Origin of the sequence: Streptomyces sp. NPDC058470 (assembly GCF_042721055.1) — a bacterium.
GTDB lineage: Bacteria > Actinomycetota > Actinomycetes > Streptomycetales > Streptomycetaceae > Streptomyces.
The window spans coordinates 21,529-39,629 of record NZ_JBHXMF010000006.1; the positions used below are offsets into that span (position 1 = coordinate 21,529).

Sequence of the window (18,101 nt, forward strand, 5' to 3'; positions counted from 1 at the left end):
CCCTTCGCGCGTCGGTCAGCTCACGTTCAGGGCCGTGTCGTCGATGACGAACGACGTCTGGAGAATGGAGCCTTCGACGCCGGTGAACTTGACGGTGACCGTCTGCCCGGCATAGCTGCCGAGGTTGAACGTGCGCTGGGCGTATCCCGTCGCAGCGTTCAGGTTCGAGTACGTGGCCAGCGTCGCCAGGACCGTGCCGCTGCTGTTGAGAACCTGGGCCTTGAGGGTGTCGTACGCCGTGCTGGTGGTTGTCTCTGCCGTGTCCACGTGGAGGTAGAAGCTCAGGGTGGCCGCGCAGCCGGCGGGGATGGTCACCGACTGGGAGAGGGTTTCGGTATTGGCTGCGCCGTTGCCGTTCAGCCAGGCCTTGTAGGAGCCGGTGCGGGCGGCCTGACCGGTGGCGGTGGTGATCACTCCGGTGGTAGCGGTCCAGGACGAACTGCCGGACTCGAAACCGGGGTTGGCGAGGAGCTGCGCGGCGGTGCAGGTGCCGCCTCCGCCGCCTCCGCTGTCGCCGGTTCCCGCGAGCCACTCGGTGGCGTTGAGGGCGAGTGCGGCGTTCGTGCCGGCGGTGTCGTTCCAGCCGTCGTACAGCGTGTTGCCCGACTGGCCGGTGCCGTCGTCGATGGGTGAGCTGTCGCCCCAGAACGCGACCCGGCCGCTGCCGAAGGTGCTGGTGGCGAAGAAGGCACCGGTGTTTCCGGAGTAACCGGAGCGGTAGAGGAGGCCCTTGACCGCGGCGTTGGCGGTCGGGCTCAGGGTGGCCGTCGTGCCGCTGCGGATGATGCTGCCGGTGACCTTGCCGAAGGAACCGTTCAGGACCGGGTCGGTGGTGCTGGAGATGGCCCTCGGGTCCTCGGTGCCGACATTGAGCGTGTCGACGGTGAACCCGAACGGGTTCGTGCTGTCGACGCTGTTGTTGGACATCAGGTCGTTGATGACCTCGACCGCGTCCTCGCCGTCGTTGTTGCGGTCGGATCCGGTGTGGTCGGAGACGAGGAAGAGGCCGCCGCCGTTCTGCACGAACGTCATGACCGCGGTCTTCTCGGCGGTGCTCAGCAGGATGTTCGGTTCGGGCAGGACGAACGTGTCGAAGTTCTGCAGGTCGGTCGCGGCCGTGGTGCCGTACGTGATGCCGCTGCCCGAGGGGAGCGTCTTCAGCGAGTAGTTGCCGGTCTTCTGCAGGGCGACGCCCCACGCGGAGAGCGCTCCGGTCCAGTCGGTCTCGGCCGACGGTGTGGAGTCCTGGCCGAGCGGGTCCGGCTGGCTGGTGCCGATGATCCAGTCGGCGTTGCCGGCGGTCTCGGCCTTGGTGTTGTCGAACAGGATGCGGTGCGGGGTCGCCGCGGCGGCCGCGCCCGCGGTGGCCGTCTGGACGGCGGCGCCCGTCAGGAGCAGCCCGAACGCGGCCAGCGCGGTGGTGAGTCTGTGGCGGGACCTTCTGAATCCGAGCATCCGGCAAAACCTCCGTGAGGGGTGGGAGAGGCGGTGCGGGCGCCAAGTCTGCGCGCGTAGAACGGGGCTTGGCCGTCCTCCGGGCAACAGATTATTGAACGGTACATGACGAGAGAGGGGCTGAACAGAAGGCCGCCGGAGCGCGCGCCCCGGTCGCGCGAAGGCCAGACGAGTACCTGTCGAAAGCCGGTCGGGAGCCGGTTGAAAGCCGAGCGGACTGCCTGCGCATCCAGCGGGCACACGCATAACTACGAGGGCAACGACAAAGAGGGGCGGAGATGGAGATCTCAGGCATCATCAGTGCCATCATCATCGGCATCATCATCGGCGTACTGGGCAGGCTGGTCGTCCCGGGGCGCCAGCGCATCGGCATCCTGCTGACGATCGTCGTCGGCATCATCGCCGCCTTGGTCGGCGCCGCGATCGCCAACGCGTTCGACGTGTCCGACACCAACGGCATCGACTGGATCGAGTGGCTCATCCAGATCGGGCTGGCCGCACTGGGCGTGGCGGCACTCGACCGCTCCGGCGGGCGAAGCAGGGGAAGGGCTCGGCGCTGAGGGCGGAGCGGGCGCAGGTCGGACGGGGGGACTCGCCGCTGAGGGCCGAGCAGGCGCAGGCCCGGCGAAGGACTCACCACTGAAGGCCGAACAGGCGCAGGTCGGACGGGGGGACTCACCACTGAAGGCCGAACAGGGGCAGGTCGGGCGGGGGGACTCACCGCCGAAGGCCGAACAGGCGCAGGTCGGACGGGGGGACTCACCACTGAAGGCCGAACAGGGGCAGGTCGGGCGGGGGGACTCACCGCCGAAGGCCGAACAGGGGCAGGTCGGGCGAAGGGTTCGCTGCTGAGGGCCGAGCGGCGGGCCCGGCTCGTCGCGCCGTCGCCAATTCTCTTGCCGGGCGCGCGCCGTGGCGTAATTTCCTTGCGGGTCGCGCGCCGTGGCGGCTAGGTTCTGCGGGCTTCCCCGCACCCACCCTGCCGCCACGGAGAACCCTTGCCCCCGCGCATCACGCCGCTGACCGATCCCGAGATCACACCGTCGGGCCGACGCCTGGCGTGGCTGGCCTCCGACGCCGACGGTGTTCCGCTGGGCTCCGCCTTCCTGCGGCTGTTCACGAAGGCGGGGCAGGAACATCTCGCGGAGATCGAGATCGCCGTACATCCGGATGAGCGGCAGCAGGGGGTGGGCGGTCTCCTGCTGGACGCGGCTGTCGTCGCGGCGCGGAGCGAGGGGCGGCGGTCGCTCGTCGCGCAGGCCGGGGACGGCTCCCCCGGCGACCGCTTCCTGGCGGCGCGCGGCTTCCACCGGGTGCTGGCGCTGACGTACGCGAGGCTGCCGCTCCCCGACGTAGACCTCGCCCGGATCAACGGGATCGTCCAACACCCGCACCCCGGCTATGAGTTGACGTACTGGGACGGCGCCGTGCCGCCCGCGCTGGCGCGGACCTTCGCCGACTCTCGCCGGGCCATGGACGACATGCCGATGGAAGACACCGACTACGGGACGGTCCGGTGGGACGTGGAGCGGGTCCTGTCGGTGGCCGACGTCATCACCAAGCGCGGCGAGCTGCTCCACACCGTGGCCGCGGTGGACGGCTCGGACGGTTCGATCGCAGGGTTCTCCGAGCTGGTCGTGCCGGGCGACGGCCGCGGTGACGGTCAGCACTACGGCACCGGCGTGCTGCCCGAGCACCGCGGGCACGGCCTCGGGCTGTGGATGAAGGCGGAGTCGATCCGTCAGGCCCGCGTACGACACCCCGAACTCGCCGGCTTGCTCACCGACACCGCCGACAGCAACGCGCCCATGCTCCGTATCAACGACGCGCTCGGCTATCTGCCGACACACAAGGCCGTGGAGTACCAGCTCACGCTGTGAGCGACGCCGGGCAGCGACTGTTCCCCGGTCGCGGGGCCGACGGCTCTACACAGACCCGGCATCGTCCGGTGCGTACACGTACGGCGTCGTTGTGGTCAGCGGCTGAAAACCCAGGCGGGCGAGGACGGGGCGGCTCTGGCTTGAGGCGTCGACCTGGACGTAGCGGTAGCCGCGGTCGGCGGCGACGCGGGCACGGTGGGCGACGAGGGCGCGGTAGATGCCGCGTCCGCGCCAGGCCTCGACGGTTCCGCCGCCCCAGAGCCCGGCGAACCGCGCCCTGGGCGGAAGTTCCATGCGCGCCGCGCTGACCGGAACGTCACCCGCGAGGGCCACCACCGCGACGACCGTGTCCTCGTCGCCGGTCAGCTGGGCGAGCAGCTGGTGGCGCAGCCGCGTACCGTCCGTGCCGAACGCCTGCTCGTGCACGTCGGCCACGAGGTCCACGCCCGCGCGGTCGGTGACCGGAAGGAGCCGTACGCCCTCGGGCGGCTCGGCGTCGAGCACGAGGTCGCCCAGTTCGGCGATCATGAGCGTCTCCTCGGGCTCGGCGATGAACCCGGCATCCCGCAGCCGCTGCCCGAGGTCCTCCGGCTGGTCGTGTCCGTAGAGCTTCCACTCGAAATCGAGCCCGTGTTCGGTGAAGTACCGGATCTGCTCGGCAATCGCCGCGTCCGCGCTCCCCTCGTCGAGATCCGACCAGGTCACCCCGCTCCAGCCCTGCCCGGTGCTCACCTGTCGCACCACCTTGCCGGTGTGCTCGATCCGGGCACCTGGGGCGTCCGGCCGCGCCCCCTCTCGCATATCCCGGTCGAACAGGGCAAGTACCGCAACGTGATCCATGAGATCACTCCAGCATCCTGGGGCGGCCAGGGCAATGGCATAACGTTCTTGAACCACGCCCCGTACGGACTTCGTCTCCTTGACCGCACGCGGAGCGTTGGTTCCGATTCTCGCTGTTCGAGACCGTCGTTGCCGTCAGTCGACGGGCGGTGTGCCGTGCGTGTGGAAGGACTCGATCCGAGCAGGCCGGTGCGGCCCATCGCCTCGTGGACGGTGGCGACGCCGTATCCGGCGAGGGCCTCGACGGCCTTGGGGTCGGCCTTGGGCGGGGTGGTGACGATCACTCCACTCATGCTTCCTCCTCCTGCAGAGCTCCGCTTCGGCTCCGCCGCGGCCGGGCGCCCGCGCCGGATCGCTCCGCGACCCTCCAGCCTCCCCCGCACCTTGGCTCGCTCATGCCAGTTCCCTCGCGATCTGCGGGTAGGGGCGCATGTACGCCTCGGCCATGGTCCTGTGGGCCAGGCCCAGGTTGGGCCCCGCGTTGCGCTTGAGCTGGACACCGCGGCGGACGGCGAGGTCGGTGTAGTACTCCCACAGGTGCTGCTGGGCGCCGAGGCACTCCATCGCCTTGCGCTTGGTCTCCCAGACCTCGGTGATGTCGAGGAGCACTTCGGGCCTGAAGCCGCTCATCTCGGGCTGGTGCGGCTCGAAGTAGAAGACCGGCGGGGCGCCGATGATCTCGCCCGGGCCGGGGTAGCCGATGGCCTGCGCCAGGACGCGGGCCTCCAGGGCCATCCGGTTGGCGGCGGGATGGTCGCCGTTGTAGGGGTCCTCGACCGGGTGGGTGAGCACGACGTCGGGCTGGATCTCACGGTAGACGGCGACCAGTTGGTCGGTCAGCTCTGCGGTGACGACCAGCGGGTAGTCGCCGGCGTCGAAGACGCGGACCTCGGCGCCAAGGGTGGCGGCGGCCTTCTCGGCCTCCCCGCGGCGTATCGCCTTGATCTCCTCAAGGTTCCTGCCCTCGCGCCAGGCCTTGGCGGACTCACCGCGTTCACCGAAGGTCAGGCACGCGATGGTGGTCTTCTCTCCGCGGGAGGCGGCCAGGGCGACCGCGCCCCCCGGCCCGCCACACGAAGTCTCCGGCATGCGCGGTGACGACAAGCGTCGATCGTGGGGCGACGGGCACGTAGCCGTGCGTCATTGCTCAGCTCTCCTTGGTGGACAGGCGCGCCCTCCTCGGCCGCGTCAGTCGCCTCGGCCGCGTCAGTCGCGCAACGCGTCGATCACACTGCTGAGGTGGGCACGGACGGCTGCCTCGGCCGCCTGCGGGTCCCTGGCCGTGATCGCCTCGATCATGGTCAGATGCTCGCCCAGGGACTGCTGTGGCCGGCCCGGCCTCAGTGCGAGCTGGAAACGGTGGCGCACCAACTGCGCGTTGAGCCGCTCCAGCAGCTCCACGGCGACCTGCTGGCCGCTGAACTGCCTTACCCGGGCGTGCACTTCGTGATTGAGCTCGGAGTAGGTGATCGGCTCGCCGTCGGCCACGGCCTTGGTCATCGCCCTGCCCAAGTCCGTGAGTTCCGCAAGCTGTTCGTCACTGGCGGCGACGGCCGCCTTCGCCGCGCACAGCCCTTCGAGGGCCATACGGCACTCGGTGATGGCCACCGCTTCCTCGAGCGTCACCACCCGCACCCGTGATCCACGGTTGCGGATCCGCTCCACCAGTCCGTCCGACTCCAGCTCGATCAGCGCCGCCCGGACGCTGGCCCGTGTCACACCGAACTGCTCGGCGAGCTCGGTCTCCACCAGCCGCTGGGCAGGTGCCATGTCGCCGCGCAGAATCGCCTGCCGCACCTGCGTGAGCGCATGCTGCTTGGCCTGCTCTCCGGTGCTCGGACGGGTTTCCTTCGGCATGCGCCCTCCCTGAGTGAGTGCCTGTCGAAGCTAAGTCCAGGCCGACAAGATTGTCAACAATTTTGTTCTCGATATTGCCGCCTCATGGAAACTTCAGCTGCCGCCCCACGGAAGGTCCAGTTGCCGCCTCACGGAAGCCAGCTGCCACCTCACGGAAGCTTCATACGGCGAGTGGTACCGGCCTCATCGGCCGCCCGTTGTCTGACGGTCATGCACGTTCTCCTCTCACCGCAGGTCGCCGCCGGTCGCGGTGGTCACAGACAGCTGGCCTCGGCGGCGCGCACCGCCCTCACCGGGTCGGTCGCGCTGGCCGCGCTGCTGCACCTTGGGTGGTCCGAGCAGGTCGATCCGGTCGGTCAGACGCTCAGCGACTACGCGCTGCACGACGGCGCGGCGACCCTGTTCACGGCCTGTGTCGCATGCGCCGCGGCGGGGTCGGCCGCGCTGCTCGCCGCACTGCTCCGCAGCCGACTCCCCGTCGGAACCGTCGCGCCGGCGGCGCTGGCGGTGGGGTGCGGGGGGTTGTCGCTCTGCGCGGTCTTCCGCACCGATCCGGCGGGCGGCGCGCAGTCGGTGAGCGGACTGGTCCACCGTCACGCGGCGGGCGCCTCGCTGGCCGCGCTGCCCGCCGCCGGTCTGCTGCTGGCCCGTCGACTGCGCGGTCACCGGCCGACGAGCGTGCCGGCACGACGAATACGCCACCTGTCCTGGGCGAGTTCGGGGGCCGCGCTGCTCTTCCTCGGTACGCATGTGAGCGCGAGCCGACCACGTACGCCCGGGTCCGTCCCGGCGGCCCGGCTGCTCGGGCTGGCCGAGCGGGCGACGCTGGGACTGGAGATCGCCCTGCTGTTCATGATGGCCGACGCACTGCGCACCTACCGGAACCGCTGATGACCGAACTCGCCATCGTGCTCAGCGTGTTGAACGCGTGCTGTTATGCGGCGGGCGCACGGCTCCAGTACGACGCCACGCATGGAACATCGCCCGGCGGGCCGACAGCCCTGTCGGCCGTCGTACGGCGGCCTCGCTGGCTGGCCGGTCTTGCCCTGCTGGGGACGGGTACGACGCTGCACATCACCTCCTTGCGGCTGGCGCCCGTGACGGTCGTGCAACCGCTGGGTGTGGGTGCCGTCGTGGTGAGCGTGCTCTGGGGACTGCGGGTCCGCCGTGTCGGGCTCGACCGGGCGACGGGGCTGGCGCTGGCCGCGATCGTCGGCGGAACGGGCGCCTTCGCGGTGATCGCTTCGGGTGCCACCGTCACCACCGCCGTCACGACGGCGGCGCAGCTCCAGGCCGGGGCCCTGGTCCTGCTGATCGTGGTCTGCTGCGCCGGGCTCTCCAACCTGCTGTCCGGGCAAGGGCGTTGTGTGGCGCGTGCCGTCGGTGCCGGGAGCGCGTACGGCTGTATGTCGGTGCTGCTGCGGGCGACGGGCGAGGAGTTCACGTCGTCCGGTGTGAGCGGTGCGCTGTGCGGCACGCTCGCCGGACTGGCCCTCGTCGCCCTCGCCGGTTTCTGGCTCACGCAGGGCGCCCAGGCCGCGGGGCCGCCCGAGGTCACGGTCGCCTGCCTGACCCTCGTCGATCCGTTCGTCGCCGTGGTGATCGGGGTCGGTCTGCTCGGCGAGGCCCCCGGGCTCTCCTTGGCCACCGTCGGCACGGGCCTGGCCTGCTGGGCGCTCGCACTCACGGGGGTGCTCCACCTCACCCGTTCCACCTCCTTTCCCCACCTCACCTCGGGTCGCCGACCCTCGGCACCGCAGGAGTACGTCATGCAGGGCCCTCACCCTTGGCGCATCGTCATCGGCGCCGACACCTTCCCCCCGGACGTGAACGGCGCCGCGAACTTCGCCCAGCGGCTCGCCGAGGGGCTCCTGGGCCGGGGTCACGAGGTCCACGTCGTCTGCCCCGCGACGGAGGCGGGTCCAGGTACCGCTGTGGAGAAGGGGATCACCGTGCACCGGATCGCCTCCCACCGCACCCCTCTCCATCCCACCTTCCGTGTCTGCCTGCCCTGGCGGACCGCCCGGCCCGTGACCCGGCTGCTGGACCGGCTCTCCCCCGACGTGGTGCACATCCAGTCCCACTTCGCCGTCTGCCGGACGCTGGCGACCGCCGCACACCGGCGCGGGACACCCGTGGTGGCCACCAACCACTTCATGCCGGAGAACCTCCTGGGCTACACCCGGCTTCCGGCCCGGCTGACCCGCGCGGTCTGCCGGTTCGCGTGGCGTGACCTCGTACGTGTCTTCCGCCGCGCCCAGGCCGTCACCGCGCCCACCGCACGGGCGGTGCGGCTGCTGCACGACAACGGGCTGCGCGTCCCGGCCAGTTCGGTGTCCTGCGGGCTGGACCTGGAGCGCTTCTCCCAGCCCTCCGTGGACACCGGCGACAGGGAAGCGCAAGTGCTGTTCGTGGGCCGGCTCGACAAGGAGAAGAACGTCCATGAACTCCTGCGTGCGCTGGCGCTGCTGCCGGGCGTGCGGGGCGAGATCGTCGGAGAGGGCTCCTGTCGCCGCGCACTGGAGGAACTGGCCAAGGACCTCGGCATCGCGGACCGGGTCACCTTCCACGGACTGGCCACCGACCAGGAGGTACTGGACGCCTACGCCCGGTGCGACATCTTCTGCATGCCCGGCACCGCCGAACTGCAGAGTCTGGTCACCATGGAGGCGATGGCGGCCGGGAAACCCGTCGTCGCGGCCGACGCGATGGCCCTGCCGCATCTGGTCCACCATGGCCGCAACGGCTACCTCTTCCCACCCGGTGACGTGAGTGCCCTCGCCCATGCCCTCACCAGGCTTCTTTACGATCCCGTGGCCCGCCTGCGGATGGGCGAGGCGGGCCGCGAAATCGTCGCCGAGCACGACATCCGCCGTACGCTGGCGGCGTTCGAGGACCTGTACCTCCGGGCCGCCGGAGGATCCGCAGCAGTGGCCGGGGCCCCTGCCGCGCCTGTGACGGAAAGTGAGCACGATGAGTACACAGCGCGTTCTGGTCGTCGATGACGAACCCAAGATCCGGATGACCGTACGCGGCTATCTGGAGGCGGACGGATTCCAGGTGGTGGAGGCCGCCGACGGGCCGTCCGGGCTGCGGGCCGTCGCCCAGAACCGGCCCGACCTGGTGGTCCTCGACGTGATGCTGCCGGGCCTCGACGGCTTCCAGGTACTGCGCCGGATCCGGCAGTCCAGCCAGGTCCCCGTCATCATGCTCACCGCGCGGACCGAGGAGGTGGACCGGCTCATCGGCTTCACCAACGGCAGCGACGACTACGTCACCAAACCGTTCAGCCCGCGCGAACTCGCGCTGCGGGTACGGGCGATCCTGCGGCGCACCGACAACGGACCCGGAGGGACCCCGGACGATGACGGCACACTCCGCTTCGAGGGCCTCACCGCCGATCCGGCCACGCGGACGGTCCTGATCGACGGCGACCACACGGCGGAGCTGTCCGCCCTCGACTTCGACCTGCTGGTCGCCATGGCCCGCGCTCCCGGCCGCGTGTTCACCCGGCGCGGTCTGCTCGCCCAGGTGTGGGGCGAGGACTTCTTCGGTGACGAACGACTCGTGGACGTACACATTCGTACGCTGCGTCGGGCGCTGCGCGACGACGCGAACGCGCCCCGGTTCGTGGGCACGGTGCGGGCCGTGGGCTACCGGTTCGTCGGCCGTCCCACCCAGGGCGTACCGGCCCCGAACCCACAGGACACGCCGTAGTGGCCAGGGGAAAGGACACCGCCACGCGCCCCTCCGGCTTCTGGCGTGCCCGGCTGCGGCGGATCCACTCCCGCCTGTCGCTGCGCAACCGTCTGGTGCTTTCCCACGTCACGGTCCTGGTGGTGACGCTGGGGGCGACATCGGTGGCCAAGGAACTGGTCAACGGCCCCTGGCACCACCGCGTCGACCCCGACAACATCGGCTTCTGGACCGGGGTGGCAGCCGCCGTCCTCGCAGCCGTCGTGCTGTCCCGGTTCCTGGTACGCCCACTGGACACCATCCGCGCGGCCACCCGTCGGCTCGCCGAAGGGCGTTACGACACCGTCCTCGAACTGCCCAGCGAGCCGGGCCTCGCCGCGCTGGTCAACGACGTGAACACCCTGGCGGCGGCGCTCGCCGACACCGAGCGGCGGCGCGCCCGGCTGGTCTCCGAGATCGCCCATGAGATGCGGACCCCCATCACGATCCTGCACGGTCAGATCGAGGGCATGGCCGACGGTATCTTCACACCGGACGACGCGATGTTCGCCTCGCTCTCCGACGACCTGGACCGGCTGCGGCGGCTGGCGTCCGACCTGTCCAGTCTGTCGCGGGTCGAGGAGGGGGCCTTCGCCCTGCACTGCGAGGACGCGGACGTCGCCGCGCTGGCCCGCGCCACGGCAGAGCGGCTGCGCCCCCAGTACGACGATCAGAGGGTGGCCCTCACGGTCACGGCGGACTCCCCCGTCATCGCCTTCTGCGATCCCGACCGGATCGCCCAGGTCCTGGTGAACCTCCTCGGCAACGCGCTGATCGCGTGTGACGCGCACGGCGCTGTGTCGGTCTCCGTCCACAGCGAGGACGAACCGCAGCCCCGTGTCATCGTCCGCGTCACGGACGACGGCGTCGGCATTCCCGGGCACGACCTGAACCGGATCTTCAGCCGCTTCGAGCGCATTGAGCACCCGGGACGGCCGGCCCCGGCCGGCGGCAGCGGCATCGGCCTGACCATCGCGCGTGGCATCGCCCGAGCCCACGACGGTGACGTCGTCGCGGCGTCGCCGGGACCGGACAAGGGGGCGACGTTCACGCTGTGGCTGGGTGACGTCAAGGTGAGGGAAAGCGGCGGGAGCGCTCAACAGGGTTGATGCTCCAAGGCGTTGGGGCCTGGCGGGGGTTCTTCGCACTTCGCGAAATTGTTGACACATATGTCAACGTCCCATTTTCGTAAGGTTAGGCTAACCTAAATTCTGCGGCTCCGGACTCGACGGAACGGACTGCTTTCGTATGCCTGAAAGCGCCTCAACTGCCTTGCGGTGCAAGGCACCTGAGGCGCCGGGCGGGTAGCCCGCTCGCCGGGCTCGGCGAGCACACCCTGTCGAAGATCGTCGACATCGTGCCGAATCACGCGCGGATGATGCGTGAGCACCAACACCGTTGGTACAAGGGTGACTTGCTGTTCTTCACGGCCGCAGCCCCGCGTGCCGAGGACTGGCTCACCCGGGAGGCCTGGGGCGCGCATGTGACCGGTGCGGTCGTCAACCACGACCTGGACTGCACGCACCCGCAGTTGATGCGGGACGGGCACCTCGACGACATCGCCGCGCAGCTCGCGGCCCGCTTGAAAGCGCTCGACGAGGCGTACGCGGGCCGGGTGGAGGCGGGGCGGGGATGAGCGCCCCAGCGCACACCACCTCTGCGCACCCCACCTCAGGTGGCTGTGCCGGACAGCAACTCGACCAGCCCGTCGGCCAGTTCGGTGCGCCAGCACAGGTAGTCGTGGCCGCCGTTGAACTCGCGGTAGGAGGCGTCGTCGTAGCCGGCGGCGGCGAGGGTGTCGCGCAGCCGGCGGGCGGCGGGGAGAGCGACCCACTCCTGCTCGCCGAAGGAGAGACGGAAGCGCACCGGAAGGCGGGGGACCTCGGCGATGCGCCGGGTCAGCCACTCCGGCTCCGGGCCGACGGGCCACCAGAACGAGCCCGACTAGACGAGCACGTTGCCGAAGCGGTGCGGGGCCGCGAGTCCGGCATAGGCGGCGGTGAGTCCGCCGAGGCTCTGGCCGGCGATCACCGTGCGCGCGGGGTCGTCCGTGACCGGCAGCCGGCCGGCCACCCACGGCAGCAGTTCGTCCGCGAGGAAGGCGACGAAATCCGGACGGCACGTCAACTCCGCCCATCGGGTCTCCGCGTCCACGGACTCGGGCAGCACGGCGGCGAGCGGCGGGATACGGTCGTCCGCGATCAGGTTGTCGAGGAGGTGCGCAAGACCGAGCCCCGGCCCCCAGTGCTCGCCGTCCAGCAGGACCAGCACGGGCAGGTCCGCCAACTCCCGGTCCGGCAGAGACGGTTCATACAGCCAGACGCGCCGTCGGCCTCCAAGGAGCGCACTCTCCACCTGGTGCTCGGTGGTCGTGCCGCGGGCGACCTCCGGCCTCGGCGTCCAGTCCAGCGCTTTCGGAGCGCCCGGGAGTTCGACGTACGGGACCGGGCCGCCGCCCCAACAACCTTGAAGCGTACGGGCGTTGAGCGGGTCGGTGCGCCGCCGGCTGCGCAGCCAGCGCCAGTAGTCGGGGGTGCCCGGGTCCGGCCCCTCCCCCTCGTCGACGTAGAACTCGTAGGTTCCGCGCCAGTCCTGACGCAGGCGGAGCGTCCAGTGCCAGATGTCGGTGCCGGGGGCCCGCTCCATCAGGTTGCCCTCGGGGACGCGCGGGTCGCCGAGCTTGTTGGGCAGGACTTGGACGGCGCGGGTGGCGGGGGTGCCGCGCCACAGGTACGTGACGGCCAGATGGTCGGCGCTGCCCCAGGGATCGGGCGAGACGAGCGGCGTACCACGCCGACGGATCCCGACCCAGAACTCCTCGACGCCCTGCGGCTCGGGCAGCGGGCAGCCCGGTTCCTGGAGTCGCGGCAGCGGGTCGGGGCGCGGCAGTCGGCGCGGGTGGTGCGGGGTGCCCTCGGGCGGCACGGGCTCGAACATGCGGCTGGACTGCGGGGGGAGGGGGAACTGAGCTGACCGCACTTAGGTTAGCCTACCTTAATATGACCAATCGTCATATCTTGCACCCGTCTTCACCGACGCCTCGCGCCACCGCGAACTCGAACGGGGCGGACACCGCGCCCATCGTGGCACTCACGGCCGACACAGCGGCTCCCGCCGCCACGCTGGGCACCCACCTCCGTGAAGCCCGGCGGCGACGTGTCATTCGCGGCCACCGGGCGCAGCGGCCCTGACCGGCGCCGCGACCGCCGAGGCCGGCGCGACGACCGGCGCGGGCGCACCGGACGACAAAGTCGGCCGACACCCCCGGCGAGACGGACCGTGTGCGGTTGGGAAGCTCTCAGGCACGCGCGCTACCGTCCCCCTGAGACGGCCGTGCTCGGCCGGGAAAGTTTTGAGAGGTCGGGAGAGTCATGAGCGACGGGATGATGGACGAGAAGATCGTCGAGGTGGCCGCCGGAGTCCATCTGGTCCACGGCAGCAACACGAACTGGGTGATCGTGAGCGAGGGCGACGCCGTCACCCTGGTCGACACGGGCTATCCGGGCGACCGGCAGGCGGTCCTGGCCTCGCTGGACACGCTCGGCCACTCTCCCGAGGCCGTCACGGGCGTCCTCATCACGCACGCGCACAACGACCACCTGGGTTCGGCCGAGTACCTCAGCAGTACGTTCGGCATCCCCGTCCACCTGCACGAGGCCGAACTGCCGCACGCGCGCCGGGAGTTCCTGCACCAGGTCGGCGTCGGCCAGGTGCTGCTCCAGGCCTGGCGCCCCGGCGTACTGCCGTGGGCGCTGCACGCCATCAGGTCGGGTGGCAAAGCGGACGTCAGCATGACCAGGCCCGAGCCGTTCCCCAAGGAGGGCGCGCTCGATCTGCCCGGCCGTCCGGTTCCGGTGCACACGCCCGGCCATACGGCGGGGCACTGTGCCTTCCACCTGCCGGACGCCGGAATCCTGATCTCCGGCGACGCCCTGGTCAGCGGCCACCCCACGTCACGGGTACGGGGTCCGCAGCTCCTCCCGGCCATGTTCGACGCCGAGCGTGCGAGGGCCCGCGCGTCGCTGGCGCGCATCGAGGCCCTCGCCGCGGACGTCCTGCTCCCCGGACACGGTCCCGTACACCGCGGCCCGGTGAGCGAGGCCGCACGACGCGCGCGGGAGCCGGCTAGCTGACGCGGTCCGGACGGTCGGGCTGGACCGCCGCCAGATACGCCCGCAGCGCGTCGCGGTTGCGGGCCAGGCAGTCGATGCGGCTCTGGATGCGGTCGATCTCGTCACGCAGCAGCGCGGCGGTCTCCGGAGTCAGGCACTCGGGGTGGAGGTGGATCTCGCCGGGGGCGGACAGAAACGGCAGGATGGCGCGGATGATCTCGGTGGTGAGTCCGGAGTCGAGCAGTCCGCGGATCTGCTGGACGCACGGGACAGCCGTATCGCCGTACTCGCGGTAGCCGTTGTCTCCCCGGGCCGGGTGGAGCAGGTTCTGCTCCTCGTAGTACCGCAGCATCCGGGTGGGGACGCCGGTCCGGCGCGACAGTTCACCGATCTTCATGGCTCCCCCTCTTCATGGCTCCCCCTGGAGGCCGCGCTTGCCTTCACACTGATGTGAAGGTTTCAGCATGGTCCCATGACCGTCGCCCCGCCCGTCGGCAGCACGACCACGCCTGCCCCCGCGCTGCCGCTGTCAGGGCTCCTGGCCCTGTGCACGGCCGCCTTCACCGCCGTCATGACCGAACTGCTGCCCGCCGGCCTGCTGCCGCGGATGGCAGCGGACCTGAGTGTTCCGGACGGGCGCGTCGGGTTCCTGGTGACCGGTTACGCGCTCGCGTCCTTCCTCGCCGCGATTCCGCTCACCGCCGCGCTGCGCGGTCTGCCGCGCCGCCCCGTACTGATCGGCGCGCTCGTGGGCTTCGCCTGCTGCAACGCGGTCACCGCACTGTCGTCCGCGTACGCGCTCACCTTCGTGGCCCGGCTCGCCGCCGGGGTGATGGGCGGCCTGATGTGGGCGATGCTCGTCGGGTACGCGGCCCGTATGGTCCCCGCCGAGCGGCGCGGTCGCGCCATCGCGATCGTTCTCGCGGGAATCACGCTCGCCCTGTCGCTGGGTGTCCCCGCGGGCACCGCGCTGGCCGACGCGCTCGGCTGGCGCACGGTCTTCGCCCTGCTGACGGTCATCGCCCTGCTGCTCGTGGTCTGGGTGCGGTGGCGGGTTCCGGGCTTTCCCGGTGAGGCGGCGGGCGCGCGCGTGCCCTTGCACCGGGTCGCCGCCCTGCCCGGGATCGCGACCGTTCTGTCCGTCACCCTGCTGCTGCTCCTGGGACACCAGGTGATGTACACGTACATCGCCCCGTTCGCGGAGCATGTGGGGTTCGGCCACACAGGTCTGGTCCTGCTGGTATTTGGGGCTGCCACCGTCGTCGGGATCTGGATCACCGGCGTACTGGTCGACACGCACCTGCGACGGATGCTGCTGACGGCGCTCGCCACGATCGCGTGCGCCCTGCTCGCCCTCGGACTGTACGCGAGCAGCCCCGCCGTGCTGCTCCTCTCGGTGGCGCTGTGGGGCGCCGCGTTCGGCGGAGCGCCGACCCTGATCCAGACCGCGCTGGTCGACGCCTCCGGACCCGTCAACGCCGATGTGGCCACCTCGCTGCAGACCACCGTCTACAACGCTGGAATCGCCGCCGGTTCGCTCACCGGCGGGATCGTCCTGGAGGGTGCGGGCGCCGGGGCCCTGCCCTGGACAGCGCTGCCCCTGATCGCGGCCGCGCTGGCCGTCGTGGCGGCGGGGCACCGACGGGCCTTCCCCGTACGGCGCCCCGCCGTGAGCCGACCGAAAACGGCCTCACCGCCAACGGCCCACGCTCTTAGCCGAGTTCCAAGGTCGTGACTCCGTACACGCGCTCACCCGCGAACGGCCTCACCGGACCCGTGTACATCCGGGCCGTGTCGAACGAAGGAGTGAGGCCGAGTTCCATGGCCAAGGCGACCGCGGCCCCGTTCGACCCGGGAATATCGATGGCGACCTCCCGCCCGGCTGCCTCGCCGGCCAGCGCGAGGAGCAACTCCCGCGCGTCCTCGGCGGTGTCGGCGAACAGCGGGCCGATGCGCAGGGCGTCCCGGCCCGGGCGGATCACGCCGTACCCGGTGAGGCGTCCCTCCGTCCGGCGGACAAAGGCCCGGTGGCCCGCGCCGCTCAGCCACTCCCGGAGGAAGCGCGGCCGGTCGGCCGGGTAGCAGGCGCTGTCGTACGCCGTGACGGCCGCGAGGTCCGCCGCCTCGGCCGCTCGGACTCCCGTCGGCGCTTCGCCCACGGAGACGGTTCCCCCGAAACGAGAAGTGCGGTAGGCGAGTTCGAAGCCGGACCGACGGTAGTTGTCCTGCTGAGCGACCACCCCGTCGAGACCCACGGTCCGGTCACCGGCGTGCGCGAGGGCCGTCTTCCAGGTGGTGAGGCCGTAGCCGCGGCCGCGCAGGTCGGGGCGTACGAGATAGAAGCCCAGGAAGGCGTATTCGGCGCCGTAGTTGACGACCGAGACGGCCGACGCCGGTTCACCGCCGAGCCGACCGAGGAAGAACCCGTCGGGGTCCTGCGCGAAGAAACTCACGCTGTCGGCAAGTCCCGGATTCCAGCCCTCATCCGCCGCCCATCCACGGACCACCTTCCAGTCGTCGAGCGAGGCGCGCGCGACCACAAGGTCTTCCGGTCCCGGAGAGGTCATATGGGGCTCCCATTCATACGGAGGTGCGTCTGGGCGGTGGTCGGCCGCGCACGCAGCATCCTTCCCGATCTCCACGACGATCACCTCGCGCGACCGGGGGATCCGGCCAGGGCCATACACACGGCCCGGTCCCAGACTTAGGGTTGCCGCTCATGAGCGTCGATCGTGTGGCACTGCGCCCCGTGGCCGAGGACGACCTGCCGGTCATGGAGCGGTTCCTGTCGGACCGGGAGACCGCGGAGCCCTTTCAGTGGTTCGGCTGGTGGGACACCCGTCGCTGGCGATGTCAGTGGGCGGAGCACGGTCTGCTGACGGACGACGCGGGGCAGCTGATGGTGGTGCGTGACGACGAACGGCTGGGATTCGTCTCCTGGCGGAAGATCGCCTTCGGCCGGCCCTCGTACTACTGGAACATGGGCATCGGTCTGCTGCCGGAGGCACGCGGCAAGGGCGTGGGGACCGAGGCCCAGCGGCAGTTGGTCGAGTACCTCTTCGCGCACACCCTCGTGCCGCGTATCGAGGCGGACACCGAGGTGGGCAACATCGCCGAGCAACGCGCGCTGGAGAAGGCCGGGTTCACGCGTGAGGGTGTGCTCCGCAGTGTCGTGTTCCGAGACGGTGGCTGGCGTGACCTGGTGCGCTACAGCATCCTCCGCGACGATCTCCACCCGCACCATTGACGACATGGGGCCCCAGGCCCCCAGTGCCCAGAAGCAGGCCCCACCGGTCACGCGGCCCGGTGGGGCCTTTCCCGGTGGGGCCTTGCGGCCCCGGTGGGCGGCGGGGTCAGCGGGGCGTGACCGGGCGGGATCGCCGGTACAGGGCGGCTCCGGCCAGGAACAGGGCGGCGCTCGTGGCGATCGCGGGCAGTGTCTGGTCCGCGCCGGTGTGGGCGAGGGAGGCCACGGGCTGCGGCGGGGCCTGGTGACGGGGTGTGCCCGGAGGCGTGTGCGCCTTGGCGGGCGGGGTGGGCGGCTTCGGGGCAGGCTTGACCGGGCGGTCGGGCCCGCCGGAGTTGTTCGTGGACTCGTTGCCGACGGCCGCGTTGCCGATGCCGACGATGCTCACGGAATTACCTGTGACATTGACGGGGAGATCGACGGGAAGCTGCAGGCCGTTCCCGGAGAGCACACCTGGCGAATCCTTTCCGCTGCTGTGCGCGACGGCACCGCCCTGCGTCCCTCCGGACGCCTCGGCCCGACCGCCGCCCCGTGTTCCTCCGGGCGACCCGGCCCCACCTGCGCCCTCATTGGCACAGCTGTTGCCCGCCGCCGGGTTGAGGAGCCCGACGACGTTCACGGTGTTCCCGCACACGTTCACCGGAACGTGCACCGGGAGCTGGATGGTGTTGCCGGAGATCAGACCGGGCGAGCCCGCCGCGGTGCCGTTCGCCGCGGAGTCGGCGTGCGCCGGCATGGTCACGGCCATCGCGCCCGAGGCGGCGGCTGCGACGATCAATCCATTTCGGGTAACCCGTTTCATAGGGTCCCTGCCTTCCAGACATGGTCGCGGGCGGTCGCCCGCATGCCATAAAACGCGGGAGAACCATCCGAGTTATGGCTTATCGGTCTTTCACCCCATCGAGCGTCCCGTTTATCGAACTGGCGAGGGGGCTCGCGCCATCGGCATCGGCGCTCCTGAAAGGTCGTGGGCGA

The 18,101-nt window shown here is 70.8% G+C and carries 15 protein-coding genes and 4 pseudogenes; 10 read left to right on the top strand and 9 right to left on the bottom strand.

Annotated elements, in window-relative coordinates; all coding sequences use genetic code 11:
• Positions 1 to 15 precede the first annotated feature (15 nt).
• Positions 16 to 1,455, bottom strand: a complete 1,440-nt coding sequence (locus ACFWP7_RS06075; protein ID WP_384376726.1) for a hydrolase — start codon at positions 1,453 to 1,455, stop codon at positions 16 to 18.
• A 278-nt stretch (positions 1,456 to 1,733) separates the two neighbouring features.
• Here ACFWP7_RS06075 and ACFWP7_RS06080 point away from each other — a divergent pair, with 278 nt between their 5' ends.
• Together ACFWP7_RS06080 and ACFWP7_RS06085 are read left to right on the top strand one after the other, a co-directional pair.
• Positions 1,734 to 2,015, top strand: a complete 282-nt coding sequence (locus ACFWP7_RS06080; RefSeq protein WP_384376729.1) for a GlsB/YeaQ/YmgE family stress response membrane protein — start codon at positions 1,734 to 1,736, stop codon at positions 2,013 to 2,015.
• 438 nt (positions 2,016 to 2,453) lie between these two features.
• Positions 2,454 to 3,335: a GNAT family N-acetyltransferase gene (locus ACFWP7_RS06085; RefSeq protein WP_384376732.1), complete on the top strand. Its 882-nt coding sequence runs from the start codon at positions 2,454 to 2,456 to the stop codon at positions 3,333 to 3,335.
• 45 nt (positions 3,336 to 3,380) lie between these two features.
• Here ACFWP7_RS06085 and ACFWP7_RS06090 read toward each other — a convergent pair whose 3' ends face one another.
• The 4 genes and pseudogenes from ACFWP7_RS06090 to ACFWP7_RS06105 all read right to left on the bottom strand — a co-directional run bounded on the left by ACFWP7_RS06090 (position 3,381) and on the right by ACFWP7_RS06105 (position 6,032).
• Positions 3,381 to 4,175: a GNAT family N-acetyltransferase gene (locus ACFWP7_RS06090; protein ID WP_384376735.1), complete on the bottom strand. Its 795-nt coding sequence runs from the start codon at positions 4,173 to 4,175 to the stop codon at positions 3,381 to 3,383.
• 176 nt (positions 4,176 to 4,351) lie between these two features.
• A pseudogene (locus ACFWP7_RS06095) lies at positions 4,352 to 4,468 on the bottom strand (4-carboxy-4-hydroxy-2-oxoadipate aldolase/oxaloacetate decarboxylase); the annotation flags it as partial.
• Between the two features lie 100 nt (positions 4,469 to 4,568).
• Positions 4,569 to 5,319: pseudogene (locus ACFWP7_RS06100) on the bottom strand (PIG-L deacetylase family protein).
• Between the two features lie 62 nt (positions 5,320 to 5,381).
• Positions 5,382 to 6,032: a GntR family transcriptional regulator gene (locus ACFWP7_RS06105; protein WP_384376738.1), complete on the bottom strand. Its 651-nt coding sequence runs from the start codon at positions 6,030 to 6,032 to the stop codon at positions 5,382 to 5,384.
• A gap of 210 nt (positions 6,033 to 6,242) precedes the next feature.
• On the opposite strand from ACFWP7_RS06105, the gene ACFWP7_RS06110 reads away from it, so the two are divergent.
• From ACFWP7_RS06110 to ACFWP7_RS06130, 5 genes and pseudogenes are all read left to right on the top strand, one after another.
• On the top strand, positions 6,243 to 6,923 hold the full coding sequence (locus ACFWP7_RS06110) for a DUF998 domain-containing protein (RefSeq protein ID WP_384376741.1): 681 nt from the start codon (positions 6,243 to 6,245) through the stop codon (positions 6,921 to 6,923).
• Complete coding sequence (locus tag ACFWP7_RS06115; RefSeq protein ID WP_384376744.1) at positions 6,923 to 9,037, top strand: glycosyltransferase; 2,115 nt, start codon at positions 6,923 to 6,925, stop codon at positions 9,035 to 9,037. Before ACFWP7_RS06110 ends, ACFWP7_RS06115 begins: the two co-directional genes overlap by 1 nt.
• A complete protein-coding gene (locus ACFWP7_RS06120; RefSeq protein ID WP_384376747.1) occupies positions 9,006 to 9,749 on the top strand; it encodes a response regulator transcription factor in 744 nt (247 codons plus the stop codon). Before ACFWP7_RS06115 ends, ACFWP7_RS06120 begins: the two co-directional genes overlap by 32 nt.
• Complete coding sequence (locus ACFWP7_RS06125) at positions 9,749 to 10,876, top strand: sensor histidine kinase (protein ID WP_384376750.1); 1,128 nt, start codon at positions 9,749 to 9,751, stop codon at positions 10,874 to 10,876. Before ACFWP7_RS06120 ends, ACFWP7_RS06125 begins: the two co-directional genes overlap by 1 nt.
• Before the next feature lie 185 nt (positions 10,877 to 11,061).
• A pseudogene (locus ACFWP7_RS06130) lies at positions 11,062 to 11,403 on the top strand (hypothetical protein); the annotation flags it as partial.
• 35 nt (positions 11,404 to 11,438) lie between these two features.
• Here the strand turns inward: ACFWP7_RS06130 and fes are convergent.
• Positions 11,439 to 12,704 (bottom strand): annotated as a pseudogene (gene fes / locus ACFWP7_RS06135) (enterochelin esterase).
• Positions 12,705 to 13,138: 434 nt separating this feature from the next.
• Between fes and ACFWP7_RS06140 the strand changes: the two are divergent.
• Positions 13,139 to 13,900, top strand: a complete 762-nt coding sequence (locus ACFWP7_RS06140; protein WP_384376753.1) for an MBL fold metallo-hydrolase — start codon at positions 13,139 to 13,141, stop codon at positions 13,898 to 13,900.
• Here ACFWP7_RS06140 and ACFWP7_RS06145 read toward each other — a convergent pair.
• Entirely contained in the window at positions 13,893 to 14,276 is a 384-nt protein-coding gene (locus tag ACFWP7_RS06145; protein ID WP_384376756.1) for a MerR family transcriptional regulator, read from the bottom strand. The two genes, ACFWP7_RS06140 and ACFWP7_RS06145, sit on opposite strands and share 8 nt — an antisense overlap.
• Positions 14,277 to 14,351: 75 nt before the next feature.
• Here ACFWP7_RS06145 and ACFWP7_RS06150 point away from each other — a divergent pair, with 75 nt between their 5' ends.
• Positions 14,352 to 15,614 (top strand): MFS transporter, encoded by a 1,263-nt coding sequence (locus tag ACFWP7_RS06150; RefSeq protein ID WP_384376759.1) that lies wholly within the window; start codon positions 14,352 to 14,354, stop codon positions 15,612 to 15,614.
• Here ACFWP7_RS06150 and ACFWP7_RS06155 read toward each other — a convergent pair.
• Positions 15,592 to 16,446: a GNAT family N-acetyltransferase gene (locus ACFWP7_RS06155; protein WP_384376762.1), complete on the bottom strand. Its 855-nt coding sequence runs from the start codon at positions 16,444 to 16,446 to the stop codon at positions 15,592 to 15,594. The two genes, ACFWP7_RS06150 and ACFWP7_RS06155, sit on opposite strands and share 23 nt — an antisense overlap.
• A 152-nt stretch (positions 16,447 to 16,598) precedes the next feature.
• Here ACFWP7_RS06155 and ACFWP7_RS06160 point away from each other — a divergent pair, with 152 nt between their 5' ends.
• Entirely contained in the window at positions 16,599 to 17,126 is a 528-nt protein-coding gene (locus ACFWP7_RS06160) for a GNAT family N-acetyltransferase (RefSeq protein ID WP_384376765.1), read from the top strand.
• 106 nt (positions 17,127 to 17,232) lie between these two features.
• Here ACFWP7_RS06160 and ACFWP7_RS06165 read toward each other — a convergent pair whose 3' ends face one another.
• Entirely contained in the window at positions 17,233 to 17,928 is a 696-nt protein-coding gene (locus ACFWP7_RS06165) for a chaplin (RefSeq protein WP_384376768.1), read from the bottom strand.
• Positions 17,929 to 18,101 lie beyond the last annotated feature (173 nt).